This is a genomic window from Bremerella sp. P1 (assembly GCF_028748185.1).
Lineage (GTDB): Bacteria > Planctomycetota > Planctomycetia > Pirellulales > Pirellulaceae > Bremerella.
Map to the genome: position 1 here is coordinate 5,579,811 of NZ_CP118164.1, position 25,717 is coordinate 5,605,527.

General features: G+C 55.7%; 23 protein-coding genes. 14 read left to right on the top strand and 9 right to left on the bottom strand.

The annotated features are described in order from the left end of the window. Positions 1 to 139 precede the first annotated feature (139 nt). Positions 140 to 919, top strand: coding sequence for a hypothetical protein (locus tag PSR63_RS23110; RefSeq protein ID WP_274328041.1), 780 nt, complete (start codon positions 140 to 142; stop codon positions 917 to 919). 260 nt (positions 920 to 1,179) lie between these two features. Then, a complete protein-coding gene (locus PSR63_RS23115; RefSeq protein ID WP_274328042.1) occupies positions 1,180 to 4,251 on the top strand; it encodes a hypothetical protein in 3,072 nt (1,023 codons plus the stop codon). Between the two features lie 28 nt (positions 4,252 to 4,279). On the opposite strand, the gene PSR63_RS23120 is transcribed toward PSR63_RS23115, so the two are convergent. After that, positions 4,280 to 5,311 carry a phosphotransferase enzyme family protein gene (locus tag PSR63_RS23120; protein WP_274328043.1) on the bottom strand — a complete coding sequence of 344 codons (1,032 nt, stop codon included), beginning with the start codon at positions 5,309 to 5,311 and terminating at the stop codon, positions 4,280 to 4,282. Between the two features lie 262 nt (positions 5,312 to 5,573). Here PSR63_RS23120 and PSR63_RS23125 point away from each other — a divergent pair, with 262 nt between their 5' ends. From PSR63_RS23125 to PSR63_RS23135, 3 genes are all read left to right on the top strand, one after another. Beyond that, the gene (locus tag PSR63_RS23125) at positions 5,574 to 6,521 is read left to right on the top strand and encodes an acyl-CoA desaturase (protein ID WP_274328044.1); all 948 of its coding nucleotides are present in this window, start codon (positions 5,574 to 5,576) and stop codon (positions 6,519 to 6,521) included. A gap of 213 nt (positions 6,522 to 6,734) precedes the next feature. Continuing rightward, positions 6,735 to 7,781 (top strand): LysM peptidoglycan-binding domain-containing protein, encoded by a 1,047-nt coding sequence (locus tag PSR63_RS23130; protein ID WP_274328045.1) that lies wholly within the window; start codon positions 6,735 to 6,737, stop codon positions 7,779 to 7,781. 293 nt (positions 7,782 to 8,074) lie between these two features. Beyond that, complete coding sequence (locus PSR63_RS23135; RefSeq protein WP_274328046.1) at positions 8,075 to 8,680, top strand: hypothetical protein; 606 nt, start codon at positions 8,075 to 8,077, stop codon at positions 8,678 to 8,680. Between the two features lie 80 nt (positions 8,681 to 8,760). Here PSR63_RS23135 and PSR63_RS23140 read toward each other — a convergent pair whose 3' ends face one another. Further along, on the bottom strand, positions 8,761 to 9,219 hold the full coding sequence (locus PSR63_RS23140) for a hypothetical protein (RefSeq protein ID WP_274328047.1): 459 nt from the start codon (positions 9,217 to 9,219) through the stop codon (positions 8,761 to 8,763). A 240-nt stretch (positions 9,220 to 9,459) separates the two neighbouring features. Here PSR63_RS23140 and PSR63_RS23145 point away from each other — a divergent pair, with 240 nt between their 5' ends. Beyond that, positions 9,460 to 10,377, top strand: coding sequence for a hypothetical protein (locus PSR63_RS23145; RefSeq protein WP_274328048.1), 918 nt, complete (start codon positions 9,460 to 9,462; stop codon positions 10,375 to 10,377). Positions 10,378 to 10,430: 53 nt separating this feature from the next. Here PSR63_RS23145 and PSR63_RS23150 read toward each other — a convergent pair whose 3' ends face one another. Continuing rightward, on the bottom strand, positions 10,431 to 11,264 hold the full coding sequence (locus PSR63_RS23150; protein WP_274328049.1) for an alpha/beta hydrolase: 834 nt from the start codon (positions 11,262 to 11,264) through the stop codon (positions 10,431 to 10,433). Positions 11,265 to 11,545: 281 nt separating this feature from the next. Between PSR63_RS23150 and PSR63_RS23155 the strand changes: the two genes are divergently transcribed. The 4 genes from PSR63_RS23155 to PSR63_RS23170 all read left to right on the top strand — a co-directional run bounded on the left by PSR63_RS23155 (position 11,546) and on the right by PSR63_RS23170 (position 15,041). Beyond that, positions 11,546 to 13,516: a CASTOR/POLLUX-related putative ion channel gene (locus tag PSR63_RS23155; protein WP_274328050.1), complete on the top strand. Its 1,971-nt coding sequence runs from the start codon at positions 11,546 to 11,548 to the stop codon at positions 13,514 to 13,516. Positions 13,517 to 13,585: 69 nt separating this feature from the next. Beyond that, entirely contained in the window at positions 13,586 to 14,062 is a 477-nt protein-coding gene (locus PSR63_RS23160) for a cupin domain-containing protein (RefSeq protein WP_274328051.1), read from the top strand. Between the two features lie 36 nt (positions 14,063 to 14,098). Further along, positions 14,099 to 14,428 (top strand): hypothetical protein, encoded by a 330-nt coding sequence (locus PSR63_RS23165; RefSeq protein WP_274328052.1) that lies wholly within the window; start codon positions 14,099 to 14,101, stop codon positions 14,426 to 14,428. A gap of 124 nt (positions 14,429 to 14,552) precedes the next feature. Beyond that, a complete protein-coding gene (locus tag PSR63_RS23170; protein WP_274328053.1) occupies positions 14,553 to 15,041 on the top strand; it encodes a hypothetical protein in 489 nt (162 codons plus the stop codon). Between the two features lie 67 nt (positions 15,042 to 15,108). Here the strand turns inward: PSR63_RS23170 and PSR63_RS23175 are convergent, their stop codons facing one another. The 4 genes from PSR63_RS23175 to PSR63_RS23190 form a co-directional block, all read right to left on the bottom strand. After that, positions 15,109 to 15,510 carry a carboxypeptidase regulatory-like domain-containing protein gene (locus PSR63_RS23175; protein WP_274328054.1) on the bottom strand — a complete coding sequence of 134 codons (402 nt, stop codon included), beginning with the start codon at positions 15,508 to 15,510 and terminating at the stop codon, positions 15,109 to 15,111. A 99-nt stretch (positions 15,511 to 15,609) separates the two neighbouring features. Continuing rightward, positions 15,610 to 16,524, bottom strand: a complete 915-nt coding sequence (locus PSR63_RS23180) for a DUF1559 domain-containing protein (RefSeq protein ID WP_274328055.1) — start codon at positions 16,522 to 16,524, stop codon at positions 15,610 to 15,612. A gap of 594 nt (positions 16,525 to 17,118) precedes the next feature. Continuing rightward, positions 17,119 to 17,724: a YcxB family protein gene (locus PSR63_RS23185; RefSeq protein WP_274328056.1), complete on the bottom strand. Its 606-nt coding sequence runs from the start codon at positions 17,722 to 17,724 to the stop codon at positions 17,119 to 17,121. A gap of 64 nt (positions 17,725 to 17,788) precedes the next feature. Further along, positions 17,789 to 18,274 (bottom strand): hypothetical protein, encoded by a 486-nt coding sequence (locus PSR63_RS23190; protein WP_274328057.1) that lies wholly within the window; start codon positions 18,272 to 18,274, stop codon positions 17,789 to 17,791. A gap of 209 nt (positions 18,275 to 18,483) precedes the next feature. On the opposite strand from PSR63_RS23190, the gene PSR63_RS23195 reads away from it, so the two are divergent. After that, complete coding sequence (locus PSR63_RS23195) at positions 18,484 to 20,079, top strand: family 43 glycosylhydrolase (protein ID WP_274328058.1); 1,596 nt, start codon at positions 18,484 to 18,486, stop codon at positions 20,077 to 20,079. On the opposite strand, the gene PSR63_RS23200 is transcribed toward PSR63_RS23195, so the two are convergent. After that, positions 20,080 to 20,568 carry a hypothetical protein gene (locus PSR63_RS23200; RefSeq protein WP_274328059.1) on the bottom strand — a complete coding sequence of 163 codons (489 nt, stop codon included), beginning with the start codon at positions 20,566 to 20,568 and terminating at the stop codon, positions 20,080 to 20,082. 179 nt (positions 20,569 to 20,747) lie between these two features. Here PSR63_RS23200 and PSR63_RS23205 point away from each other — a divergent pair, with 179 nt between their 5' ends. The 3 genes from PSR63_RS23205 to PSR63_RS23215 all read left to right on the top strand — a co-directional run bounded on the left by PSR63_RS23205 (position 20,748) and on the right by PSR63_RS23215 (position 24,222). After that, positions 20,748 to 22,274 (top strand): class I adenylate-forming enzyme family protein, encoded by a 1,527-nt coding sequence (locus tag PSR63_RS23205; protein ID WP_274328060.1) that lies wholly within the window; start codon positions 20,748 to 20,750, stop codon positions 22,272 to 22,274. A gap of 461 nt (positions 22,275 to 22,735) precedes the next feature. Then, positions 22,736 to 23,704, top strand: coding sequence for a DUF1559 domain-containing protein (locus tag PSR63_RS23210; RefSeq protein ID WP_274328061.1), 969 nt, complete (start codon positions 22,736 to 22,738; stop codon positions 23,702 to 23,704). Positions 23,705 to 23,808: 104 nt separating this feature from the next. After that, positions 23,809 to 24,222, top strand: coding sequence for a carboxypeptidase-like regulatory domain-containing protein (locus PSR63_RS23215; RefSeq protein WP_274328062.1), 414 nt, complete (start codon positions 23,809 to 23,811; stop codon positions 24,220 to 24,222). Between the two features lie 62 nt (positions 24,223 to 24,284). Here PSR63_RS23215 and PSR63_RS23220 read toward each other — a convergent pair whose 3' ends face one another. Then, on the bottom strand, positions 24,285 to 25,397 hold the full coding sequence (locus PSR63_RS23220; RefSeq protein ID WP_274328063.1) for a hypothetical protein: 1,113 nt from the start codon (positions 25,395 to 25,397) through the stop codon (positions 24,285 to 24,287). Positions 25,398 to 25,717: the final 320 nt, after the last annotated feature.

Below are 25,717 nucleotides of genomic sequence, written 5' to 3' on the forward strand. Positions count from 1 at the left end.
CATCAAATTCGACCTACCGCGCGATCCCAAGAAGAATTCTGCTGCGCGCACTATCTTGGTGAAGCGCCTGGCTCATAAACTACAAGCTCAACGGTCAATCAAGTCTTCCTTTCACCCCCTTACGAGTTCACAGAGCACCATGTCAACCAATCACGCACAACCCGATCAACGCGGCACGCGTTCGACCGAGCGCAAGCCCCAGGTTGTCGTGCGCGCTGGCAAAACCTTTCTGTGCTCGTCCTGCGGAACACTGGTAGAAGTGCCGGCAGATGTCGTCGGCCAGTTGGTGGTGGCAGTCGATTCTTCGCCGCAGGAAGCGCCTGCCGAACCATCGGTTGCCGACGAGCAGCCACCCCAGGTTGAGCCTGATCCGACCGTTACGCCAGCGAAGTCATCTTCGTGCAAAGACTCGCCGCGGCCTTCTCATGCGCCGAAGCATCGGCCGCAGCGGCCGTCTGCACCGAAGAAGTCCCACCTGATCGGCGAGATGATCGATGGACTCAAGGTCCCCAGTGCTAAGCAACTCGATCGCGCGCTGGCCTGGGTTTCGTTTCACCTGAAAGTGCTCGACCGGCAAGGGACGGAAAAGAACCGGCTGCGGAAACTGCTAAAGAAACAAAAGCAGCGGCTCGTTCTGCGTACGACCGACATCCATGAAACGCGACCACGCTGCGCGAAGAAACGAGCGGAAAGCAACGCACCTGCAGCGAGGGCTCGCGGACTTACGAAAACGTCTCCCACGCAATCACGACGTGGTCGCGTTGGGGATGTGAAGCAAATTCAGGCTTGCGCGAACACGGGCATGACATCTAGAGGGAAGCGGCGAAGGGCTTCGGCGGAGAACACCAGGCGTGTGATGAGCCGACGTGCCCAATCTGGCCGCGCGAGAAGCAGCACAGGACGCGGGCCTCCTGGTTGAACCGGCCGACGGGCTTGCTTACTTAGTTCATTTACCGCTGCGACGGTCGTGGTTTCTGCTCCGCGATACGCGGCTCCATCCTGCGCGAACTTCGCCGCCGCAGGGGGGCTCGTGCGTGTTCCAGTGGTAACAAATATTTCGCTCATTATACGCAATCCAAGTGGTGTCGTCGGGCGGCTCTATCTAGACTGTTTCAGGCATCAGCGACTGACACTGCTGCAATACAACTTGTATGCCCATGCGACAACGGAGGGAATTCCGTGAAGACATTGAACACGTTCACTCCTTTGGCCCGACCTTACTCTCGGAAACGAACAAGACCCAACGTGGTTCACAGAGTCGAGCAGTTGGAAGTCCGCGCGATGCTGGCTGCGGACGTGCTTGGCGAAGTGCGTGTCACGTCGACCGAGTTGCTGGGTTCGAGTTTTGCGGACTTGTCTGGTTTGACGACCTCCTTCACGCTGACCGAAGAGGCGACTTTGCGTCTGGAGTCAACGCTGAACTTGAGCACCAACTCCAACAGCGACTTTGGCGGCAAAGTCCGTTTTGCCATCAATGGCACCGGCGAAACTACTGTCGCCGAGTTCAGTAACCCGTACGTGTTGCCGACACTCTCCGGCGACACTGGCGACACCAGCGTACTTGTCGATCCGCCACCCGCTAAGACATCCGAAAGTGACGCAGGGACAACCCACGATCACACCGTCAATGTTCCGGCATTTTCAGCAGATGCTCACAGCCATAGCTTTAGCTTGGCCCCGCAGAGTTCGATACGCAATTGGAGCGTCGATGCCAGGCAGTGGGTAACGCTGGGACCGGGCAGCTACACCATCACGGTTCAGGCTGAGGTTGATGATGCGGTGTTGCTGGATGGCTTGCAGAAATTGACTGTCACGCGGTTCGCGTCAGGTCCTGTTCCCGATGTGAGCGACATCGAAAGGTACAGGACTATAAACCATCTTTTGGGCAGCGGATTCACTGAGATCGGGAACGTTAGTCAATCGGTCACGCTGACAGAGGAAACATCTATCTACCTCAATTCGAATATCAAATTTCTTACATCACCCAACAATAGCTTCTCGGGAGAAATTCGCTTCACGGTCGATGGCGTCGCTGAAGCGACCGCCGCTACATTTGACAATCCTTTTCTTTTGCCGTCCCTTTCCGGCATTACCAATACGGTTTCCGCTACGGTCAATCCCCCGCTGACAACGACTTCGGATGCCGGAATTCCCAGTCATAACCACGCGATTAACATTGGTAACTTCAGTACGACCTCGCACAGTCACTCTGTGGATGTCGCTCCAGTCGACTCCGATAGAAAATTTAATGTCAACGCGAGTGACTGGATCACCCTGGGCCCTGGTACATATGATCTATCTCTTGAAATCAAGGCCAACGAGGATGTCTCTATCGACGGCTTCGTTTCGCTAACCCACGCGGCGTTCTCGCCGCAAGCGATTCCAGGGCTTACGTACGATGAGGTCGATACAACGGCTAACGGCAATGTGGCCGCGACGTTTGCCGATGTGCCTGGATTGTCGAGTTCGTTTGTTTTGACCGAAGAGACGCTTGTCAGTCTCAATTCGCAGCTGAGCATGGCCACAATCTCCAATAGCAACTTCGCAGGGCAGGTTCGTTTTGCAGTCAACGGGAACGGCGAAGCGAACTCGGCTATCTTTGGTAATCCGTATCAATTGCCGGCTCTTACGGGGACTACCAGTAGTGAAACGTTCAGCGTCGATCCGCCGGTCGTGCCGACTTCAAAGGATGGAGCCGACGCCGGTCACACACACATGGTCGATATTGCTGAGTTCCAAAGCAATCCTCATGCCCATTTGGTAACGGTGAGCCCGTCGACGTCGCGCCGCACGTGGAATGTGGATGCGGTCGACTGGATCCTCCTGGGCCCTGGTTCTTACACGGTAACTGTTCAGGCCCAGACCAACGGCACGGTCGTTTTCGATGACGAGCAATCGCTGGACGTGGTGATGATTCCGACCAATTCTCCTCCGTTTCCTTCGATTGACTCGGTCAGCACGCTGCGATTCGTGGCGAATGAGATCACCGTTGATGCTTCCGCGACCGATGCGAACGAAGCATCGGATCAACTTGAATATCAATATCGAGTTTACGTCGACGGCGAGGTAACACCCAGTTTCGAGGATAGCGGCACCGACATGACGCAGTTCAAGTTCACGCCGACCGCTGCGGGCAGCTATCGAATCGAACTTACCGTTGTCGATTCGCTTGGTGCCTACGGCGTCGTCGAGCAGACCATTTCGGTGGAAGCCGCATCGAAACTGGATCTGATTTTCTCCAAGCAGCCCTACGTGGTTGGTGATGTTGATCCGGACGGAATTCCTGACGAGCCCGATGTCTTCCACGAATGGGAAGACGCCAGGGCACACCTGTGGATTACGATCGAAGGCGATCTGCCACAAGGGACGATGGATCTCTGGGTCGTCACGACGTTTCCTGACTCGTGGTTTGACGATCAGCCCGTTGTCGAATCTGTGCTCACAGCTGGCAAGGGTATCTCAAGAAGCGGACCGTCTTTGGGAGTTCTTTTCTACGACCTGGATCTGTCGGGCTATCAAGTAGGCGACCGCGTCCTGTTGGCTACCCTTCTGTTTCTTCCTGATATTACCGATGGTGTAGGGATTCCGATCAGCGGCAACGGCGCTTACGAAATGCCAACCACGGATCATGGCGTTGGTCTGTTTTTAGCCTTGGATGAGAAAACCAACCAAGCGTTCCCATTCACGGAGCAAGCTGCCGGCGAGTTTGTTCCTGTGATTTACGATGCGGACGACAACGGCCAAGTGGGAATCGGTGATTTCAGCCAGTTCGTCTCGCAATTCGGTAAGGTGCCAAGCGTCGCCAATCCCGACGCCTATCTATTCGACTTCGATCGAAGTGGAAAGGTGGGCCTTTCTGACTTTACCGAATTCGTTCGGTATTTCGGCCTTCAGAAACCCTCGGGCACCCGGGTAGTGGAGATGCCAGGACTGACGACCGAGCTTCCTCCAGCCGCAAAATCACTGCCGCTGGAAGGCGAGTCGGTGGACAGCGTGGATGCGTTAATTACAGAACTTCCGATTACGCCTGATGATTTTGTGGCAAGCTCCATTACCGGAAGTTTCGCCAGCCGGCAAACGATCAGCTATGGACCGGTGGAATCAAGCGAGATGGATGCCCCTTCATTGATCCTGGAGCTCAATCTCGACCCTCGCCTGATCGATACGTTGGTTGCCTGCGACTACGTATCTGAGAATGAGGAGGACGATGAACTGGAGGACATTGAAGAGTTGCTCGAGTTCGTCGAGTAGCTCGAAAGCGATGTTCGCATCAGCTTGGCTACACTTGGCTGAGATCAAGCTCGAGCGGGTGCCCGCGCAGCCAGAGGTTTTCGAGCCAGTTCATGCTGTCGGTAATCGAGCAATTGCCTTCGGGAATCGCAAGTTCCCAGTGATGGATCGCCGGGCGGACGATCACGTAGTTCAGCGTGCTGTGGATAAGCACCATGTCGGCGACCGTTTCCAGTTGCTCGTCGTCCAGGGTGTACTCTTCACGGTATCCGCGCACCAAAACGGCCAGGCATTCGCCGGCTCGCTTAGGCGATGCATCGGGCACGCTGATCGTGGGAAAGTAATACCGGGCAAACAGCAGCGTGGCGAAATCCATCGTACGCCAGCCGTAGCAGCCGAGGTCGAAATCGATGATCTCGATCTTGCCGGCGTCGACCAGAAAGTTGCCGGCGTGAATATCGCGATGCACCAGGCCGTAGTGCCGCGGCTGCTGGTGACGCTGACGAATCTTGTTCAAGAACGACTTCATCACGTGGACGACTTCCGCGTTGTAGGCCGGAAGCAGGGGATCGGGGAAGTGGGTCTCCTCGACGTCATACCACTGCTTGCGATCCTTGTCCGGGGGCAGATGGAACTCATCGGAGAGACGATGGATACGACCAATCTGCCGGCCCAGTTCCAGCAGCAGATCATCATTCCACTCGTTGACGGAGTTCTTGTGCAGGTGCTTACCCGGGAAACGCTCGAAGCAGGCGACGTGCAGTACGGCATCGTCGCGCTCGATCGTTTCCAGCAGTTCGCCGCGCCGCGAGGGAATCGGATGCGTGACTGTGCAGCCGTTTTTGCGCAGATGAGCCAGCCACAGGAGCTCGCCCAACAGTTCGGCCTCGCTGCGGATCGCTCCGTCGGAGATCCGCACGATCACCGGAGCCCCTTCACGAGTTTCGCTGCCATAGACGTGATTGATCCCGTCGCGAATCAACTCCGTCTTTTCCAGCACCAGGCCCCAGTGATCGACGCACTGCGCCAGCGCGTCATGGTAGGCAGACGAATCATCGACAGGCAAATGATTAGGATCCACAGATCGCTCCTGGCTGTCTGCGTGGTTGGCCGGTTATGGGGTGACCACGATGATAAGGAAATGCCATGGACGTGAACAGGTTTTGAAGCGGACTTACCTATTTTGGGTATCAATAAGCACACCAAGCCGTTAAAATCCGTCCTACGCTTTTCAGTTGAAACCTTGTTCGATCTTCATTTACATACCGTCGCGATCTGCACCATGCCTGCGTGGGCGGCGATTGCGGGGGAGGATCCCCTTTCTCAAATGGCTAGGAGTGCCCATGGCTAGCGTTTCGCGTGTGCCGCTGCGACAGGAAAGACCGCCTGGGGCTGTGCCCTCGAAAATCTGGTGGCCCTATGCGATTGGGATCGGCGGGATGCATTTGCTGGCGCTATTGGCACTTTGGCCATGGCTTTTCAGTTGGTCCGGCGTGGCCGCCGTGCTGATCGGACATCACCTGTTCGGCATGCTGGGCATGACGGTCGGGTACCACCGTTTGCTGACGCATCGCAGTTTTCAGTGCCCGCGTTGGCTTGAGCGGACGCTCGCCATCTTGGGTGTGTGCTGCTTGCAAGATACGCCCGCTCGCTGGGTTGCTACGCACCGGCTGCATCATCAGCACTCGGATCAGGCGCATGATCCTCATAGCCCGCTGGTCAATTTTATGTGGGGGCAGATGGGTTGGCTGATGGTGAACAACCGCGACGTCAACCGACTTTCGCATTTGGAAAAGTACGCCAAGGATTTGATGCGCGATCCGTTTTACATGTGGCTGGAACGTTCGCACCATGGGCTGCTGGTTTTCGGAATCCACGTGGTCGCGATCTTCGCCCTGGGGGCCGGCATCGGCTGGCTGTCTGGCGGTGGACCTACTGAGGTGCTGCGAATGGGGCTGAGCCTACTGGTTTGGGGTGTCGCCGTGCGAACGGTCTTTGTGTGGCACGTTACCTGGGCGGTGAACTCGCTGACGCACCTCTGGGGTTATCAAACGTACGCGACCAGCGACAACAGCCGCAACAACTGGCTGGTCGGACTGCTGGCCCACGGAGAAGGATGGCACAACAATCACCATGCCCTGCCAACCGCCGCAGCCCATGGGCGGAGGTGGTGGGAGTTCGATTTGTCGTACCGCGTGATCTGCTTCTGGGAACGCATCGGACTGGCATGGAATGTCGCGCGTCCCGAGCTCCGCGGCCAGCATCACCTAGCCGTAGATAACGGCGAGTAGCTGGGTTTCAGCACGCTAGTCACGAGAATGACAGATTAGTGCATTTGGGAATTGACGCTCCCCCAGTCAATAAGCGATATTTGAGGGGTGATGTGCAGGCTGTGTGGCTGATTTGGCAAATGGAATGTTTGCCCGCTTTGGTAGATCTGATTGTGAACGATCGCAATCGCTGAAGTTGTTTAAGCCACCATCATCGTGGAGTATGAGATTCTCATGGCAGTCTATATTGTTAAGCCCGGTGATTCCTTATCGGCCATCGCTGCAAAACATGGGATCGCATCTTGGCAGGTTCTTTACAACCATCCCTCGAACGCCGCGTTCCGTACTCTTCGTCCAAATCCAAATCTCATTCATCCGGGCGACAAGATCAACATCCCTGGAAGTCCTGGTTCACAGCCAGCAACAAACACTCCGATACCGGCGGCAGAGCAACCCAAATATGCTATGGCCATCATCGACGGTACTGGCCCGGGAGAAGATGCGAAATACATTCCAAGCATGAAGTACTCGTTCTGTCGGCAACTTGGCGATGCATTGGAGCCAATCAATCTTGGAAAATACTGGAGAGGCCCAGGGCCGGCCGGGTTCGAAGTCGAGGGGCTGGCTCAAAGTGCCTATGAGTACCTGCTTGGTGTCCACCGTTCAAACCCCTCAACGCGACTGATGCTCGCTGGTTATAGCCGAGGGGCCTCTGCTGCGATTTTGGCTGCGGAGCATTTGGAGAAAAACGGCAACATTCCGGTGGATTCGCTATTCCTATTCGACGCGGTCGCGCGACACACAATTTCGGGAGGCGAGGTAATTCCGGCAAATGTTCAGTTCAGCCGTCACGTACGACGGGACTTGCAGGCAACCCTTGTCATCAAATACGAGGGGTCATTCTCGGATGCAGAGATCAAGGGAGTTAGCCTGACCAATTCATCAAATCCAATGCGGCCGACGTTTGGAAACACGGGCCTGACATGGAGAGGAAACGGTGACCACCTGCCGGCAGTCCCTTTCGCTGGCTCGCACGGAGCACTTGGTGGAGTTGGATGGAGTTTTGTAACTGAGGACCCTATGTGCCAAGTGCGTGTCGCATCGTACATGAATGCTCAGTTGGCGGCACGAAAAGTTTGGCACAACTTGCAGTCCTATCGTCCTGACCCTACAAGGCGGAAACTTCCGGGGCCTAACGAATTTGCGTTCGGGATGACGCTCAATGCCCTGCTGCTGATGAAGCATCGATTCGACGTGAAAAAAGCAGGACAAGTTCCCTAATGGTCGACACGACTTTGGAACTCCAAAGTTCTTTCTCCGGACGGTATCGATAGCAGCCGCGGCGGGTGGCAGTTGCCATGCTTTGAATCGCGGCAACGCCCAGCAGTTTGATGTCAACAAAGAATCGGGAACTTCGCGCCGACTTTACAACGCGGACTTGCGTTGCCGATTTCCGGCAAGTTTCAGGCACCCCCACCATTTGTGGCATAGGCTAGTAATGACCTACGAGTTTCACCTGTTGCCTGGGTGAGCGGGTCATTCTTTTCCGACTCTCATCAAATCGGAGCCTGCCAATGGGTGCTATCCGTTCGCTGGTCGTATGTAGTTTGGTATGGGTAGGTCTGAGCACGGTCGTCCGAGCGGACGAAGTGAGGAACTGGGGCGACGTGCGAGGGAATCAGGTTCCCGGCGCACTGGTGGATGTGACGGCCGATCAAATGGTCGTGCTGCTGGTCGATGGGGCAGAAGTTTCGATTCCGCTGAAGGTCTTCTCTGAGGGCGATCAGAAGTACCTTCGCGAGCAGATGCCAGAAAAGGTGAAGCAAGCCCATGCCGAGGCCACTTCCAGCGAAGCACTAACGCAGCAAGAGCAGGCGAAAGAGGTGGCAAGCCAAGAGCTCACCGGTGCCGACTTATACCAACCACCGAGCACCAATCAGAACATCCATTATTTCTGCACGAACTGCGATGGGGACCTTTCCGCGAGTATCGGGGTGGGGGATCACTGCCCTCATTGCGACATCCTGATCGAGTACGAAGAAGACGAACACGGCAACGTCGTGAAAGGGACAAAAGAACTTCCCTGGTGGGGACGCCTGGTCGCACGCATCGCGACGTTCGTCGTCATCTTCGTGGTGAGCACGGCCTGGAAGTTTCGCCGTCTGATTCCGTTTGGGTAATCTTCACCGCCATGAAAAAAGGTCAGGCTTCCAGCGAAGGAAACCTGACCTTGGCAGATGTCAGTAAGCGAGAAGCGATGTTACTTCGCTTCGGCGACTTCGAAGCCGGCCTTTTCCCATGCTTTTTCACCGAACAAGGCGGTCAGCTGTTCTTCGCCTTCGAGGCCTTCGGCTTTGCCTTTGCAGTTGTTGCAGCAGAATTTCACGGTAGCGCCGTTGACCGTCAGTTCGGTCTTCATCGGGCCGCCCGTGAATGGGCAATGTGCCTGCTTGGCTTGCTTGGTGGCGACCAATTGCTGGTTGGCCTTGGCCATGACGGTTTCGTCTTTGGCATCCAGCTTCTTCGCGAAGCCTTTCGGGCAGTTGTTGCAGCAGAAGAAGACTTTGCCGCCTTTGTAGTCAAGCGACTTATCGGCCTTGGCAGCGGCCTTTGGGTTCATAATGCACTTGACCCCTTCGAGGTCAATTTCGGCCGCGACGAGGGACACCGTCGCCACAGCAAGAAGAGCGAGTCCGGCTACGAGAAAACGAGCTTTCATCGGAAAGAACCTTTCACAGGAGGGATTAGTTGGCAGATCAGAAATTCGGCGATTCCTGGTATTATCAACATTGCAAATAGGGCGAGTCAAGAAAAAATGGGGGATTTTGGCGGTTGGGTGATACTATTGTGCTGACAAAAAGTAAGCCGGTTCACGCTCCAGCTTTCGAACGTCACCGCGAAATGATAGCGTCGGTAACATCACGGCAAGCGGGAATGCAAATCAGGATTCGAGCGAACGATGCCCAAAAGAACCATGACCCGCTGGAATCCCGTTCAGCTTGACTTCGTTGAGGTCGACGGGCTGCCGTCGATATTTCGCCTGCAACGCTTCGCGGCTGGTCCACCGGTGAGCTTCGACGACGAAGACCGGCTCGATCGCATCACCGAAGTTGCCCAGCAACTAGTCGATGCCGATACCTCGCTCGACGTCCAAGGCGGCAAAGTCGCCAAGTTAAAACCAGGAGAAGATTGGCCGCCGTTGGCCTGCACCTTTGCCACGCACTCGCTGGACGCATGGGCCAATCGCATGGTGTTCACCTGCGAGGAGGTTGATCTCACCCTCGCGACCACTATGCACCAGCTTGGCCAGGCAGGCGACCTGAGCCTGGTGCTGCCTGACACGGTTGGCATTTTCCAAGAGTCTTCCACGCAAACGATCCCCGGACTCTGGCAGCAGCAGATGAACGTGAAGGTTCTTGATTCGCCGAAAGACGTGTTGGCATTGCTGAAGAAGAGTGACAAGGAACAACGCCAAGGAAGACCTCCCCGGGCGAAGAAACGCTTCGGAGATCGTCACTGCGAGATCCCTGGCCTTTGGCCGCAGCGAGCCTGTGCGTATTTCATCGAACTGTCAGCCGACGAAAGCCCACTCGATCTGTTCGAGGCCTTCACGAAGTTTGATCAGGCATGGGGAAAAGTGAACTCGGACGCGGGAAGAGTCGTGGTTTCCAGGACAACCTGGACCTTGGAAACGCCCACGGGCGATCGCTATGGCGCCGTTAACTGGGCAGGACAAAACGCCCTGGCTATGCTAAAGGACTTTGCCAGCAAGCACGACAAACAGCATGGCTACGTGAGCAACTTCTCGATGCTGGTTGTTGCGGGTGACACCTCGTATGAAATTCCCGCGTGCCAGCTATCGGAAATGAAAGGATGACGACAGTCGCTCCCGTTCACTGACGCGTGCCACTGACTTCCTCGACCGCGAATCTAAGTGCCAGCAAGGCCAAGCTGGTTTTTCAGGAATGCCAGCATCAATCCACTGGTCTTCTCATGATACTTACCCAGGTTGTGGCTGGTGTCTTCCAGGATGACCACGCGATGCTCAATGTCGAGTTCATCGAATATGGCTTTCAGCGGCTTGAACGCATCGGGACGGTCTTGATCGCCGTTGATGGTCAGCAGGGAGTATTGGTTCGCTTTCAGCTTGTCGGCGTTTTGCTTAGCGACAGCCAACAGTGGGCTGTCTTCGCCGCTGCCTCGGAAGGCCAACGCACCACCCCAGCTGCCAGCGGCACAGAAGAGGTCCGGGTGGTTGAGCGATAGGTGCACCGAGCCGGCGCCTCCCATCGAGAACCCGCAGACGACGCGCCCCGATGGCTTGGCTTGGGTCGGATAGTCTTGGTCGATCTGGGGAATCAGTTCGTCGACGATCATCTTCTCGGCGTCCCCTCGATAGCCACTCATGCCGCCGTTAGGAAACACGCAGATCGCCGCGGGGAACTTGCCACCGCGGATCGCTCCGGCGACTTGCGAGGCGAAGCCTGCGGCGTCGGACCTTTCGCTCCCGCCGGCACCATGCAGGAAGTAAACCACCGGGTAACGCGTCTCGCCGCTGGTATCCATTTCGGGCGGTGTCCAAACGACGTAACCGACCTCGTGTCCGAGCGACTTGCTTTCGAGCACTTTGTGCACCAGGCCTGGCATCTTCGGGATGTCGGGGTTCACCCATTTCACCTCGCGACGCGGACGCTGGGCCACCGCGAAAGAGGTCATGCCAATGGCCAATAACAGGGCGAGCGCCGAGATCGATCGGGCAGTCATAGCAGATCACCTAAGTAGGAAGAGCAGGAGGGAAACGAGGAGGATCCGACACGTTAACTGTTACGAGAAAACGGAACAATCCTGACAAAAAACTTATTCAGGTTCCACCAACGACTATGGGGAATCTTCTAAATCCCAGCTGAAAACTGTTGGTTTTCGAACGATGGGTACGTTATAAGATTTCCAGCCCTGCGAAGTGTTGCTTCCAACCCTCCGTCGGTCCGGTCCTCCTCGCCTCTTTTCCAGCCCTTGTCTCTACCTTCACCAACTCAGGAGTCAACGTGAAACCAGTCACTTTGCGTCAGCGGCTTCGATACCAATTCGATACCTTCATCTCTAAAGGAGGCGGTTCAATCTTCGTGAGCCTGGTGGTCGTCTTCCTGGTGCTGTTTGCCTTACTCGCCGGGCTGCGGGGCCTGAGCATGTTGATCGAACCGTCTGGCGTTTCGCACGAAACACACGATTCGTTTCTCGGCCAGGTTTACATCATCTTCCTGGAGTTGACCGACCCGGGGAATATGAACCAGGACAAGTTCTCGTCGCCCCTGATCAAGATATCAGGTGTCTTGGCTGGCCTGGCCGGCGTGATCATTCTGTCGATGCTGATCGCATTCATCACTACGGCGCTCGATCAGAAACTGGCCGAACTCCGCAAAGGCTTTTCCCGCGTCATCGAAGACGACCACACGCTGATCCTGGGTTGGAATCATCGCGTGCCGGAGATCCTCCGTGAACTGGTGATCGCCAACGAAAGCGAAAGTGATGCCTGCGTGGTGATTCTGGCCGATGTCCCTAAGGAAGAGATGGACGACTTCCTCAGTGTGAACGTCACTGATCGCCGCACGACCCGCATCGTCACCCGTAGCGGTAAACCTTCGGCGAAGCTCAACCTCGAGATGGTTTCGCTGTCGACCAGTAAAAGTGTCGTGGTGCTGGCCTCGTGCCCGGAAGCGGCCACCGACGCGGAGAAAGCGGCCAGCGATATTCGCACGATCAAAACGATTCTCGGCGTGATGGCCTCGCGCGATGAGAACGAACACGAAGAACTGAACATCGTGGCCGAGCTGTTCTTCGAGCGGAGCCGCAACATTGCCGAAGACATCTCGTCCGAGGTTACGGCAATCGACGGGCAAGAGATTTTGGCCAAGCTGCTAGTGCAGACGAGCCGTTCGCTGGGGCTGAGCGTTGTGTATGCCGAGATGCTGTCGTTCGACGGTTGCGAGCTTTACTTCCACCAGGCCCCGTGGAACGGTATCACGTTTGGCCAGGTAATGTATCACTTCCCCGATGGCGTACCGATTGGCCTGCGGCATGTCGACGGCACGGTGGTGATCAATCCTGAAGCCAGCATGGTGCTCGGCGAAGAGGACGACATTCTGATTCTGGCTGAAGACGATTCGACGATCGAGTTTGTCAAAGACGCGGTCGCCAAGCCCAACGGGCTGAAGCTGGCCGACGGCAAGAAGAGCGAGCAGACGGTTGAACGCGAACTGCTGATCGGCTGGAACGAGAAGCTGCCGCTGATCGTTCGCGAATATGCCGACTACGTTCAGCCTGGCTCGCAGATCGATATCATGCTTCGCGAGCCGAACGATGCAATTCAAGAAAAGGTCGTGCAACTGGATGCCGAACTCGAACATATGACCGTTCGCCTGATCGAGTCGAACCCGACGGATATTCCTTCGCTGACGGCGCTGCAGCCGTTTCACTACGACAACATCATCATCCTGAGTTCCGGTGATGTTGAAGCCGACTCGGAAACCTCCGACTCCGAGACGATCGTCATCTTGATTCTGCTGCGGAAGATCTTCTCGGAAGCTGGGGATGGCATCGACACGAGCAAGACCAAGATCATTACCGAGGTGATGGACTCCGACAATCAGGAGCTGGTCGCCAGGGCAGGGGTGCACGACTTCATCATCTCGAACCGCTTCGTCAGCACGATCCTGGCCCAGATCAGCGAAGAGGCCAGCATCAAGGCTGTGTATGACGACCTGTTCTCCGAGGATGGTTCCGAGATCTACCTGAAGCCAGCCCGACTCTACTTCGATTCGTTCCCGGTGGAAGTCACCTTCGCCGACATGATGGATATCGCCCAGCAGCGCCAGGAAGTATGCATTGGCGTGAAAGTTCAGGCGTTAGAAAACAACATGAACCAGAACTTCGGCGTGAAGCTGATCCCTGAAAAGAACACGAAGTGGACCTTAAATGCGGAAGACCGCCTGGTGGTGGTTTCGGAGGATGAGACTTAACGCGAAGCTAGTTGATAGACTGGACTACCTTTGACAATGCTTCGATAGATACCCGAAGGAACCAATTGCATGATGCACCCCGCTACAATTCGTCCTGCCACCGAAGGTACTCGTGTTGCCGTCGTGGGCGATCTTTACCGCTACCTGGCCACCGGCGACGAAACGGGCGGGGCGTACGCGACGATGGACGCGACCGTTCCGCCTGGCGGTGGTCCACCGCCGCACGTTCATAGCCGGGAAGAAGAGTCGTTCTTCGTACTCGAAGGAGAGATCACGTTTCGTTTGGAAGACGAAACGATCGTCGCCGGCCCCAACACGTTTGTGAACATCCCCATCGGCGCCCTGCATAGTTTCAAGAACGAAAGCGACCAGCCTGCCCGGATGCTGCTAACGGTCGCCCCGGCCGGCCTGGAAAAGATGTTCCTGGACGTGGGCAAGGTACTGACCAGCCCCGACGAGCAGCCGCAGCCACCAACGGAAGAAGAGATTCGCAAGCTATTGGCAGTGGCGCCCAGCTATGGGGTTGAGATTCGTTTGCCGCATTAGCTGACGAAATTGGACGAAGTACGTAGACTGAAATGCATGCTGATTCTGCTACTGATCTTCGTGACCGCGTTGTTCTTCGCGCCAGTGCTTTTGAAGAAGCTGGGCGAATTGGTCGTGGTCGTCATCATGCTGCATTTTCTTATCCTGTTCGCGGCTCCGGGAGATGGCGGGCGATGGGGCAGCTTGGCCCTGTTCCTACTGGGATGCTTCGATTGCGGACTCTGGTTGTTTCGGCGTGAACTCTCCGTTGTAGTTCGGAGAGATGATGGTAACGGCTTGGTCACAAGATTGGGGATCGTTCTCGCGCCCATTGCGATTGCGTTCGTCACGACGGTCGTGCTTACCGTCTTTGAGACGCGCCAATAAGATTCCTACGGGTTTTGCCGTAATTCTTTTGCCAAAATTGGGTATCGCCTGCAGCAAGTCGGTAGGCTGGCAGCAGGCCAGTCGATTTCCCCCTTACTTTCTTGCGTACAAAATGGTGCTCTTCATGGTGAATCAACGAAGCATGGTGTCTTGTCTGGCGATCGTTTGCCTGGCTCTTTGCGTCTCATTGGCGGTTGCTCGCGGGCCTAAGAAGCAGGGGGGACAACAGCGTGGTGCCGCCGACGCGAACAATGGCGTTCAACAGGCAGCAGGCGTGGCGAACGGCAATGCCCAGCGTGGTAACGGGATGGGTGGCAACATGGTGGGGCAGCAGAACATGCCGACCATCGAACAGCTCGCCCAGGCGTTGCTCACTCAGTACGACGCCGACGGCAGCAATGCCTTGGATCAAGCAGAGTTGCAGTTGGCCTTGGAAGGCCTGCGGCAGATGATGATGCAACAGCAAGCGGCCGCCGCGAATGCGCAGCGGCAACAGATGGGCGCCATGATGCAGCAGGATCAAAACGCGATGCCTGCTGTCGGCCGTGGTCCTGGCGGGCCCGCAGGCGGTCGCGGAGGCCAGGGTGGCCAAGCGGGACGCGGCGGTCGCTAAATCGCCCAGCGCAAAGAAATAGGCTGGGTTTTGGTCCAGCCTATATAACATCAAGCGTCGACTTCGATTACTTGGTTGTCAGATCGAAGTCGAACTTGTTCTCGCCGGAAGTGACGGTTGCTTTTAGCTCTGACTGCTTGTTGTACTGGGAGGGAACGCGCACAACGGTTCCATCGTCGAGCGATTCACCCCCAGCGATGCGAACGATATAGTCGCCCAGGGGAGCCCCGGTCTTGTAGCCTGGATACACCAGGGAGTAACTCCCGTCTGGCTGGGTGTAGCCGGTGGCGGTCGTTCGATCGGTCGTATCGCCGGTCGGCTCAAAGTTGACTTCGAGACCGGAGATGGGCTTGCCATCCAGCGTGACGACGCCTTGGACCGGAGCCATCGAGCCGCCGGAGCAACCAACAAGACACGTCAAAATCGTAAGCAGGGCTAGTGTGGAAGCAGTGTGAAACTGCAGACGCATGATCAGGTCCTTGAGATAGGAGCTACCAGAGCGACAACACGCAGGGTTCGTGTTGTCGCTTGGATTGCAAAAAGAATAGAAACAACGATTCAGACTGGCTTAGAAGGGCGCTTCGAAGGGGGTACCATCGTTGCGGAGGCTAAGCGGCTTCAAGACGTTGTTCTTGTCGGTCGTTTCGGGAACAAAGTGGACCGAAGCATCCGCGGTGAGCGACATCACGCCACCAGGGTGCAGGCTTGACCAGCCTTTGCCGGCATTCTGTGGCTGACCGGCGGCGGCATAGTCGAAGTTCATCGTAAACGCCGCGCGGAAGACCGTACGAAGTGTCGACTCATTGCCAAAGCTGTCGTTCTTACCAGCCCCGAGCCAGGTTGCGGCCCGTCCCTTGGGGTACTCACGCTCGGCGACGAGCAGCGTGTTGCTGGTCCCGTCGGTAATGTCCGAGAAGTTGAGGAAGCTGTTGCCCCACAGCAGACCGCCGGCATCGAGGTTCTTAACAGGATAGTTGGGCGTGTTGCTCCAGCCAGCACAGCCGACGTAGTTAGCCACGGCAACGTCAAAATGATCGGTGCCGCTGAACTTCTGACTTTGGGCAAGTTCGGGGGCAGCGTCCGAAGGACAGATGTAGGCCTCGATTCGCTGTTGCAGCAAGGCCTTATCCGCGGCTGTGGCACTGCTGTTGTAGCGGTTGTACAGCGGTGTGTTGCCTGGGTCGAGTTGATCGTAAAAGTTCTGCTGTTCGATGAAGGGGAGAATGGCCACGGCCCAGCCGTAATTGCACTTGCCATTTCCACCGCGATAAAGCCAACCGGCTGGCATGGCGCCATAGGTATCGTGGTAGTTGTGCAGTGCCAGGCCAATCTGCTTCATGTTGTTGCTGCACTGCATCCGGCGAGCGGCCTCTCGGGCTTGCTGGACGGCTGGCAGTAACAAGGCAATCAGAACGCCGATAATCGCGATGACCACCAGCAACTCGACAAGGGTAAAACCTCGGTTCATAAACTTCGCGCGCATAGTGTTTCCAACGAAAGAGTAGAACGGAAAAGAAAAGAAAACTCAAAATCACTGACTTTTAGGCTAACAATGGCCTTGGAGACAGTCAACGGACGTTTTCACGCGAAATCATGCTGCAAGGGAAAAGAAAATGCCCGTAACTATGCACGAGTGGCAATGTGGTGCGTAAAAAAACTCATGAGTACGTCAAATACTACTCAGTGGGGGATTCGTCGTTAGCCTCGCTCGCTACAGAACTTGGGCCGATAGCGAACTCGAAAGCACTTGGTGCTGATGCTCAACGGGCTGATCGGCCAGATTTATGTGTCATTTTCCGCAAAAAATATGGCAGCTCGTTACTAAATAATCGTTAGGGAACTCACGGCTATTGAGTATGATCGCCTGCCGGTGGGTGCCGCGTCATGGCACAAAGAAGTACCATGACCCCTGTTTCCTGTTGTCGAAGTCGCAGGTTCTTGGGACTGCGTTAGGTGATCTCGCAGGCTGTCCCCTCGATAGCGCACTCGAGTTACCTGGCAAACGTGCTTGTAGAAACGGAGATCCGTTGCTTCTTGACGAAGGTGAGCTGTAGCCTCGTACGATCCGGAGTGGTAATCATTCCGTGGTGTTGTCTTCGCTTGGTACCTGCTGGCTCCAGTTCATGACGGCTTCGATGAACTGATCGCGGTCGGTATCGGTCGAGAATGCGTGCCGGGGGACGACGACGGCGACGTCGGCCTGGATGAACACGTGCGTTTCCGTTACGTGGACGCAATTCACAACGTTCCATTTTCTGGTGGTGGAACCCTGTGGACTCTCGATCGTGAAGCCATCCATGGAGGCCGTCAGTGTTCGGTGTCCGAGGAAATCCTTGTCCTTCTCGCTGAGGCCGTCCCTCGAGAGTCTCTTAATCAGCTTCTTACCGAACTCGCTACGTTTGCTTCTAAAAACGACGAACGTCACCACGACGCCGCCAATCGCGCCGTAGAAATAGAGCCAGTACAGCATCGGGTCCCATGTGAGGCCAGCGGCCCAAACGATAAGACGGAAGACACCTACGACGGCGAGCCCGATGATCGCACCGAGAATGAGAACGAACAGGTTGAAAACCCGGGAGTGCTGCATCAGTCGGGCAACGAAGTTCGCGTGCCAGAAATTCTTCCAGGCAGTTACGTCTTCGGAGGTCAATTCATAATTCAGTTCAAACGTCGATGGCGTCATCTTGGGCACTTTCTACGATTTGATGACCGGACAGCGAACTGGCTATTCAAAGAGTGGCTCCGTGCTACTCCGCCTGATTTAATTCATCAAGAATCGCACTGATCTGTTTCTCAGCAGTATCAAAGTCAAAGTCATCCGATAACTGGATCACCTTCTTCTCTTCATCATCCTGCAGCACAATCAACTGCCCCTTCAAATCGGGAATCGCATGCGCGCGGCCATCGAAATAGACTTCCTGTGTTGTGAAGCTCAATTGGGTCTTTGAGTAAATATCGAATTTCGACGGCCTGATGGTGGCCAACGCGAAGCTGTAGCCGGAGTTTCTTTCGTGGAAAAACTCCAGCATGGCATGATAAGGATCGCCGATCATGCTCTTGTTGATGTGTTGATATTTCTCGACAAGCGATTGGCGTTTGACGCACGACATGCAGAGCATCGAGATACCGGCGCAAATCAGCAAGGTCCAGCCACGCAATGCACGACTCTGGATGTTCATGGGGCTCGCTGTGAAAAAGAAGTCGGTCGAAACAATCGTTGCTGTAGGCTTCATGCCCTGGATTCGTCTCAGCATATACCAAGCCGAGCGTCGTTTCCTTATCTCCCCAGCAGATTGTCATCGTTAAGACTCAATTTGCATACGATCCCTTTTGATCGCTCCACGTTTTCAGGCATAAACCAGTCGCTGGCAATTGCAGACGCGTCCACGGTTGGGTTATTTTCCGAGACGGTAGTTCTTGGCTGAAATGGATAGAACCTGTAATGCAATCAACACAACCGATCGCTTGTAACCATCGCCTGTACGCACTGGCAGTGGTGGCTGCTGTTCTTTTCGCCGGCGTGGCCGCGGCAGAAGAGAAAACCCGCACGTTCGTGAACCCAGTTTATGCCGGGCAAGACCCTTACATCATGGTGGGGCCGGATGGGGCCTATTATCAGGCTGCCAGTATTCGTGACGATCGTGGCATTCGCGTTTATCGCAGCGAGTCGCTCACCGATCGCGGGATTCACCGCGACGTTTTCTCTGCTCCGGACGAAGGCCCCTATCGCGCTCAGTGGTGGGCCCCCGAGATCCACTACTTGGATGGCAGTTGGTACATCTATACCTGTGCCGACGACGGCGACAACGCCAAGCATCGCGTCGTTGTGCTGAAAGCCGACAGCGATGATCCGCTTGGTTCGTACTCGATCGCTGCGGAACTTGATACGCCTGCCTGGGCGATCGATGCGACCATTGCGACCTTCGGCAACGGCCGGCGCTACTGCATCTGGTCAGGCTGGCCGGTCGGTACCGATCCTGATTCCACGCAGCACCTGTTCATTTCCGAGATGGAGTCTCCCACAAAGCTCATCGGCGACGTGGTTGACCTTTCGACGAAGATGTACCCCTGGGAAACGGCTGGCCGCCCGGCCGGGCTCAATGAAGGCGCCCAGGTGCTGCGCCGCAATGGCAAGACCATGATCATTTACGCTGCCAGCGGATCGTGGACGCCTGACTATTGCTTTGGGCTGATGACACTGGAAGGAGATGACCCGCTGGATGCGTCCGCTTGGAAGAAGCAGGACAAACCGTGGTTCTCTCGGGCGAACGAAGTTTACGGACCTGGACATGGCTGCCTGGTGGCTTCACCCGATGGCACCGAGGACTGGCTGGCGTTTCACAGCTCGATCGATGCGAAGGGTTCGTGGAACCGCTGCATCAGCTTGAAGAAAGTGACCTGGAATGAAGCTGGCATGCCGGAAGCAGGCCAGCCGGCTGCTTGGGGTGAGCCGCTTTCGCGGCCTTCAGGCGAGGCCAAACTAAAACAGGGCGTTGCGGTCGACGATGGCTTCGCTTCGCCTGATGCCTGGGAAGAGCTGCACTTCTTCAACGGGCGGACACTTCGATTTCGAGACGGAGTTTGCGAGCTTCGTGCAGACGCCGATCGGCGCTTTGGTGATAAGATCTTGCTTCGCGGCTATACATACGACAACTTCGTTTTGAAAACGCAAATTCAGATCGAACGAGGCAAAGGCGCAGCAGGCGTGATCTTTCGCGTCCAGAACGCAGGCATCGGACGAAACAATTTCCAAGGCTACGTGGCCAACATCACCACCAGCGGTGACTTGGTTCTGGCGCGATGCGATGGCAACAGGATCACACCTCTGGCCAAAGCGCCAATCGATGTTGCTATGGGCCAGTGGCATGACCTGAGTGTTGCAGCGGATGGAAGCGAGCTGAAGGTTTACATCACGGACATGAAGAACCCCAAGCTCACCGTCGTTGATAAAACGTTTGCGGCAGGAAAGCTGGGCGTTCGTGGTGACGACGTACGCGTCGAGTTTCGCCAGCTTTCCATCGAGCCGATAACGCCGTAGTTAGAACAGCGGAGCGAAGCCTGCTTCGCGGCGGCAACTCGATAGCTGAGCCAGGTGAAAGCCGAAGTGGTTGGTTAGCAGCAGCGTGATGACATCCCCGACGTTTTGAATCGGCGAGCCATCGAAAAGGCCGATACCATGCGGTTGGGCAAGAAGCTCAGGCGTTGCGTCTTCGAGAGCCATCTTCTGCAACTGCGTATAAGCACTGGTGACGGCATCGATCAGTGTTTGCTTCGTGAGCCCTGTCTCGACCGGGACTTCGCCGGAGCTGCCGGGTGCGAACAGCGGCATCCAATCGGGGTGCGTTAGTGATCCGCCCAGTGCTTGCACACCCATCTCGCCAGTCAGTGCCAAGTGCCCCATCACCCACACTGGTAAATGCTGGTGACCGGCTGCCGGCTGGTAGAGGGCCGCATCGGGAACGTCAGCCGCAATCTTCTGAAAACCGGCGAGTTGGAATTGATTGATAGCAACGGCGCTGGTCAGCATGGGTGGTCTCCGCGTGATGTGGGATGTTGTGGAGCCGAGCAGGTAGCCTGGCGTTGGGCACTAAGATGACACATTGCCGAGAAGGTTACGACATTTTTATTCGCGGCTCACCGTTGTCAGGGCTATCTTTAAGGCAAGTCTCACCAGCGACATTATCGCGAATCGGCATGGGAGCATCGATGGCCACTTATCGTTCGCTGCAACAATTACTTAGTTCGGCACTGGAAGCCTCGTCGGGAAAGGTAGCTCTGAGGTCGCGCGAGCGTGAGCTGAGCTACGCGGAACTAGATCACGGCATTCAAATGGTTGCGGCAGGGCTTCACGCGCTGGGGATCACCAAGGGGGATCGTGTGGCCTGGTATCTGCCCAATTGTGTTGAGGCGGTGTTCGTCACCATGGCCTGCTATCGCATCGGAGCGATCGCGGTACCGCTCAATTATCGTTACGTGGCCGAGGAAGTCGAAGATGTCGTTGCCCGCACCCAGGCCAGACTGCTGGTTTATGCCGGGGAAAAGGCCGACACGGTGGCGCCCGTCATTCAGGCAAAAGACATTGTATCGGTGGTCGTGGGGGATGAAGCCGAACGGTCCAGGGCGTTTGCCTCGCTGCTTACCGCCGGTACGATTGCCGAGCCTACGCCTGTGGCCGCGGACGATCCCGCGCTGATCCTGTTTACTTCGGGCAGTACCGGGCATCCCAAGGGAGTCATGCATTCGCACGAAGGGGTCTATAGCGCGATTGATCAATCACGAAAGCTATTCGACTTTCAAGCAAAGGATGTTGTTCTGGTCGGCAAGTCGATCAGTCACGCTGGTGGCTTGCAAACGCAGATGCTGCCTGCCCTGTTAGCCGGTAGCAAGGTGCTTCTCGAAATGAAGCCGACGCCTGCCCGAGCAGTCGAGGCGATCACCAAGTACGGCGTAACCGAGTACGGTCTACTTGCCAGTGACCTACTCGATTTCATTGAGTACCTGGAACAAGAGCAGCACAGGTTGCCCACCTTGAACAACGCTATTGGCTCTGGCGATAGCGTGCCGGCCGACCTGCATCATCGCTTTCGTGACCTTTTGGGGTGGGAAGTGATGGAAGGGGCTGGCATGACTGAAGTGGGTTGCTACTACTCTGCCAATCCTCGTTACGGAACCCGCAAGTGGGGATCGCTTGGTGTTCCCACACCAGGAACCCAGTTGCGGATTGTTAACGAAGATGGCACTGACTGCGAAGCTGGGCAACACGGCGAGATCGTCCTGAAGATGAAGTCGGCCACCATCGGGTATTGGAACGATGACAACGCAACGCACGCACTCTTTCGCGACGGCTGGCTGCATACCGGCGATCTGGGCTATGAAGATGCGGAAGGGTATGTGTGGTTTGTGGGCCGCAAGAAGTTGATGATCATCCGTCGCGGATCGAACATCGCACCTGCCGAAGTCGAGAACGTCCTCGACGAGCACCCGCTGGTGCATGCTTCGATTGTGGTCGGCGTGCGTGATCCGCACGACGGTCAAGTTCCGGTTGCCTGCGTTGCTTTAGCCGAAGGAGCCGGTGCTGATTCGGAAGCAGCGATTCGAGATTTCGTGCGGCAACATCTTGCTGCCTACAAGAACCCGGTCCACTACCTCTTTCTTGACGCATTGCCGCGAACGGGGACCGGTAAGTTTGATCGGCATACGCTGATGGAACGTGCCGAACGAACGTTTGGCTAGGCCGCTACGTGTCTGTAGCTGTATTAGAGATGCTGTGCTTGTGGGTGGATGCTGTATAGCCTTGTGGGGTTGCATTCGATTGAGTTGTTTTCCTGTTCCATTAGGGTGGTGTATGGGCATTCGAGAAAATGTCCAGTGTGCAAGTGGTGATTTTATATCACCCTGAGAATAGGGAATAAAATGGCCCAGCAACTGCGAAACAACTCTTAATAGCCCGTAGCGGCAGCGTTAGGTCCATTGAGATTTATTTGCGCTATTGTTAGAATAATTTCGTTGCTCTTCTTTCCTTTTCGTCGGTGTATAGCACGATTCTGGCGTGCTTCGTCTTGAGTTGTATTAGTAGCTTTGATGAAGCAGTTCCCTCTCCCAGCCTTTTCCGTCTGTCGCTTGCGAATCATACATTCCTATCCTGCTCGGTTATGCCCCACTGCTCATGACCGGCCAACCATCGAGGTATCTTTATGAACAGAAAACGTGGCTTTACGCTGGTGGAATTGCTGGTGGTCATTGCGATCATTGGCGTTCTCATCGCGTTGCTGTTGCCTGCCGTTCAACAGGCCCGAGAAGCTGCTCGCCGCATGAGCTGCTCGAACAATATGAAGCAGACCGGCTTGGCGCTTCATAACTATCACGACACCTATCGTGTCTTGCCTCCGCAAGCCGCCAAGGGTGGTCACAGTGCGAACTGGTGGGTGTTTCTGTTGCCGTTCTGCGAGCAGGGAAATGCTTACGATCGCTTGTTAGTTGATGGCGGTGGTTTTTGGATGGGTTCGACCTCGACCGCGGCTTTAAACAACAAAGACGTCTTGGATGGTTTTGCACCTGATTACATGGTTTGTCCTTCCTCGCCGATGCCTACGTTCCTGAACAAGGCCAACTCGAATGGGGCGACCGACCAGATCGAACCTTCTTACGTGGCCATTGCCGGATCGAACAATCACTCGTCGACCGACAACTCGACTAATGGTGGCAACTCGCCGATCTCGGGCGGTGGCATGATCATTCGCGTTCGAGCACTCAATATGTCGGCATGCACCGATGGAACGTCGAACACGATCATCGTTGGCGAACAAGGCGACTACGTGGTTAACTCGAGTGGCACGAAGTACGACACCCGTGCTTCGCACAACGATGGTGGCTGGCAAGGCACCAACGGTCTCCAGGAAGTGAAAGGCAACGGCAGTGTCGTCGATCCGGCCAATCGTTGCTGGAACGAAACGACCATCATCGGCGGCCTGGGAGTCCGGATCTATGACGGAACGACCATGGGGATCAACAAATGCAATACGCCGATCATCTCGGCACATCCCGGCGGTGTCATGGCTCTGGGGCTGGACGGCCACGTGAACTTCCTTGCGGAAACGATCGATGTCCAAACTTGGAAAAACATGGTGGATCGCGATGACGGCAATGTTATCTCGCTGCCTTAATTCCAATTCCTCGTGAAACTCCAGTAAAGCCGCCGCCGGCACCCATTCAGGCGGCGGCTTTTACTTTTTCATGCTGCAAACACCTCTGTCAGGATTAATGAGCCATGAATTCGTCTTTGAAGCTATCATTCGCCGTTGTCTTGGGTTTGGCGCTCTTCGGATGCAACAAGAATGAAGACTTGGGAACCATCCATGGAACCGTCACTTACGATGGCGCCCCGGTTACCGAAGGGACTATCTCTTTTCGTGGGGAAGAAAGCGGGCTGAGCGTCAGTGACGAACTTGACGCGGAAGGGAAGTTTGAAGTGACCGCCGCTGGTGGAATTCCGCCAGGAACGTACAAGGCGTTTATCGTGCCGCCGGAAGTAGAGGTTTCGATTGGTCCGGATGTCGCTCCGGTTCTCAAACCGAAGGACATGCCCAACGTTCCCAAGGAGTATCGCAGCATTCGTACGACGCCACTGACGGCGGAAGTATCGATCGGCGATAACGAAGTCAACTTCGAGCTCAAGAAGTAACTTGGTCTGTCTACCAGACCACCGCCCACATCCTACGATGCATCAATCACCGATGCATCGTATTAAAAGACAAATGAAAGTAGCAGCACGGCCACGAGGAACAGGGGATAGACGGCACGCGACCAGGCCTGTAAACGCTCAGCAACTTTTTTGCGATCATGATTGAGAAGGTAGTTGTCGGCTACGGTATGAAGCAGGCCGAGAAACACGATCATGGTCGACAGAAGAATGAATCGATCCATCCGCGTTACGTACGATACCCGCGGTAAGAGCATCGTGATCGCAAACATGTACGCCACGAGGGTTAGGAACGCGGAGGTCGAAATACCGATGTTGGTGCCGGCTTGATCCAGTGATATCCAGCGTGGAAGCCAGGACATGATGACGATCAGACAGAGTGGGATGATCACCTTCAGCAGGTAGTACATCGTCAGCCGAACGACTTCGATCTTGAGTTCGTACCCGGCAACGCCTTGGTCCAGTGCACCTGGCGTATATGGCTTCGGTGATGCCTCGAAAGAATCGACCTTGAAATCAGGGAGCGAGAACTGTTCGGCAATCGCAGAATCGGCACCTGAATCAAATGTATAGGGCACAATCGCGACGTCTTCTTCCGAGAGGCCTGCGGCAGCCAAATGAATGGAAAGCACCTGCCGATCAAAGGGGAAATCCTGTAGCTTCAGCGGCTGTGAGAAACGCCCCCAAACCTTTTGACGAAGGGTTACCGTTCCGTCCGGTTGGATTTCAGCCGAGTCAGGATACGACTTCCAGGCCATCTGTTGGCCGACGATTGTCAGCCGGGGATTCCACACTTCGGTCAGGGAACAAACTCTCGGGCCGGGGCCAGGGTGCTCCAAAAATGGATTCTGCCACTGCGCAATGTAGTAGACGCTGGCGGCAAAGTTCTGATCGGCCGAGTTCACCTCATCGACGTCGATCACGAACACACCGACCTTTACCTCGGTTGGTTCGCCCCACACTGTGGGCCGAGATAGTTCCGGGGGTGGTGCTTGAACCGGGGCCACTGGCGTATCTTGATTAACCGCCGCCCCTTGGTCGCTCGGAGCTGTGACCGAGGTTGCCGTTTGGTCTGGGCTGGGTGGGGATAAAGCATCCTGGGCTGCCGCTATCGAACCAAGGCAAAGTGAGGCAAATACGCCAAGTATCAGCCGCACGTGAAACGACCCATGCCATGCCGAGAACATTGGTTGGACCTCGCGTTAGAATCCGAGCTTGGAGACCTCCTGCGGGCGGGCACTAAGGTGACTCAACGTGCCCAGACGAATGCAACCTTGCTACTCGTATTCTATTTTATGGATGTGACCCTAACTATTTAAATCTTGAGATTTCGATGGGGAACAGGGGGTTAGCCGCCGTCACTTTCGTGAAAGAGTCACTCCTTTTTCTAGATCGCCAAATCGGCAAACACTTCGCCGCCCGATGTCGCCGACCGTTGATGATTCTGCCATGGGCGGTTAAAACCATGGATTCGATC

Excerpts from the sequence above, each read along its gene's own strand:
- PSR63_RS23125 (WP_274328044.1), top strand. The coding sequence starts at position 5,574 with ATGGCTAGCGTTTCGCGTGTGCCGCTGCGACAGGAAAGACCGCCTGGG.
- PSR63_RS23185 (WP_274328056.1), bottom strand. The coding sequence starts at position 17,724 with ATGACGCCATCGACGTTTGAACTGAATTATGAATTGACCTCCGAAGAC.
- PSR63_RS23160 (WP_274328051.1), top strand. The coding sequence starts at position 13,586 with ATGATGCACCCCGCTACAATTCGTCCTGCCACCGAAGGTACTCGTGTT.
- PSR63_RS23180 (WP_274328055.1), bottom strand. The coding sequence starts at position 16,524 with ATGCGCGCGAAGTTTATGAACCGAGGTTTTACCCTTGTCGAGTTGCTG.
- PSR63_RS23170 (WP_274328053.1), top strand. The coding sequence starts at position 14,553 with ATGGTGAATCAACGAAGCATGGTGTCTTGTCTGGCGATCGTTTGCCTG.
- PSR63_RS23150 (WP_274328049.1), bottom strand. The coding sequence starts at position 11,264 with ATGACTGCCCGATCGATCTCGGCGCTCGCCCTGTTATTGGCCATTGGC.
- PSR63_RS23200 (WP_274328059.1), bottom strand. The coding sequence starts at position 20,568 with ATGCTGACCAGCGCCGTTGCTATCAATCAATTCCAACTCGCCGGTTTT.
- PSR63_RS23165 (WP_274328052.1), top strand. The coding sequence starts at position 14,099 with ATGCTGATTCTGCTACTGATCTTCGTGACCGCGTTGTTCTTCGCGCCA.
- PSR63_RS23130 (WP_274328045.1), top strand. The coding sequence starts at position 6,735 with ATGGCAGTCTATATTGTTAAGCCCGGTGATTCCTTATCGGCCATCGCT.
- PSR63_RS23210 (WP_274328061.1), top strand. The coding sequence starts at position 22,736 with ATGAACAGAAAACGTGGCTTTACGCTGGTGGAATTGCTGGTGGTCATT.
- PSR63_RS23135 (WP_274328046.1), top strand. The coding sequence starts at position 8,075 with ATGGGTGCTATCCGTTCGCTGGTCGTATGTAGTTTGGTATGGGTAGGT.
- PSR63_RS23175 (WP_274328054.1), bottom strand. The coding sequence starts at position 15,510 with ATGCGTCTGCAGTTTCACACTGCTTCCACACTAGCCCTGCTTACGATT.
- PSR63_RS23215 (WP_274328062.1), top strand. The coding sequence starts at position 23,809 with ATGAATTCGTCTTTGAAGCTATCATTCGCCGTTGTCTTGGGTTTGGCG.
- PSR63_RS23110 (WP_274328041.1), top strand. The coding sequence starts at position 140 with ATGTCAACCAATCACGCACAACCCGATCAACGCGGCACGCGTTCGACC.
- PSR63_RS23195 (WP_274328058.1), top strand. The coding sequence starts at position 18,484 with ATGCAATCAACACAACCGATCGCTTGTAACCATCGCCTGTACGCACTG.
- PSR63_RS23190 (WP_274328057.1), bottom strand. The coding sequence starts at position 18,274 with ATGAAGCCTACAGCAACGATTGTTTCGACCGACTTCTTTTTCACAGCG.
- PSR63_RS23205 (WP_274328060.1), top strand. The coding sequence starts at position 20,748 with ATGGCCACTTATCGTTCGCTGCAACAATTACTTAGTTCGGCACTGGAA.
- PSR63_RS23140 (WP_274328047.1), bottom strand. The coding sequence starts at position 9,219 with ATGAAAGCTCGTTTTCTCGTAGCCGGACTCGCTCTTCTTGCTGTGGCG.
- PSR63_RS23145 (WP_274328048.1), top strand. The coding sequence starts at position 9,460 with ATGCCCAAAAGAACCATGACCCGCTGGAATCCCGTTCAGCTTGACTTC.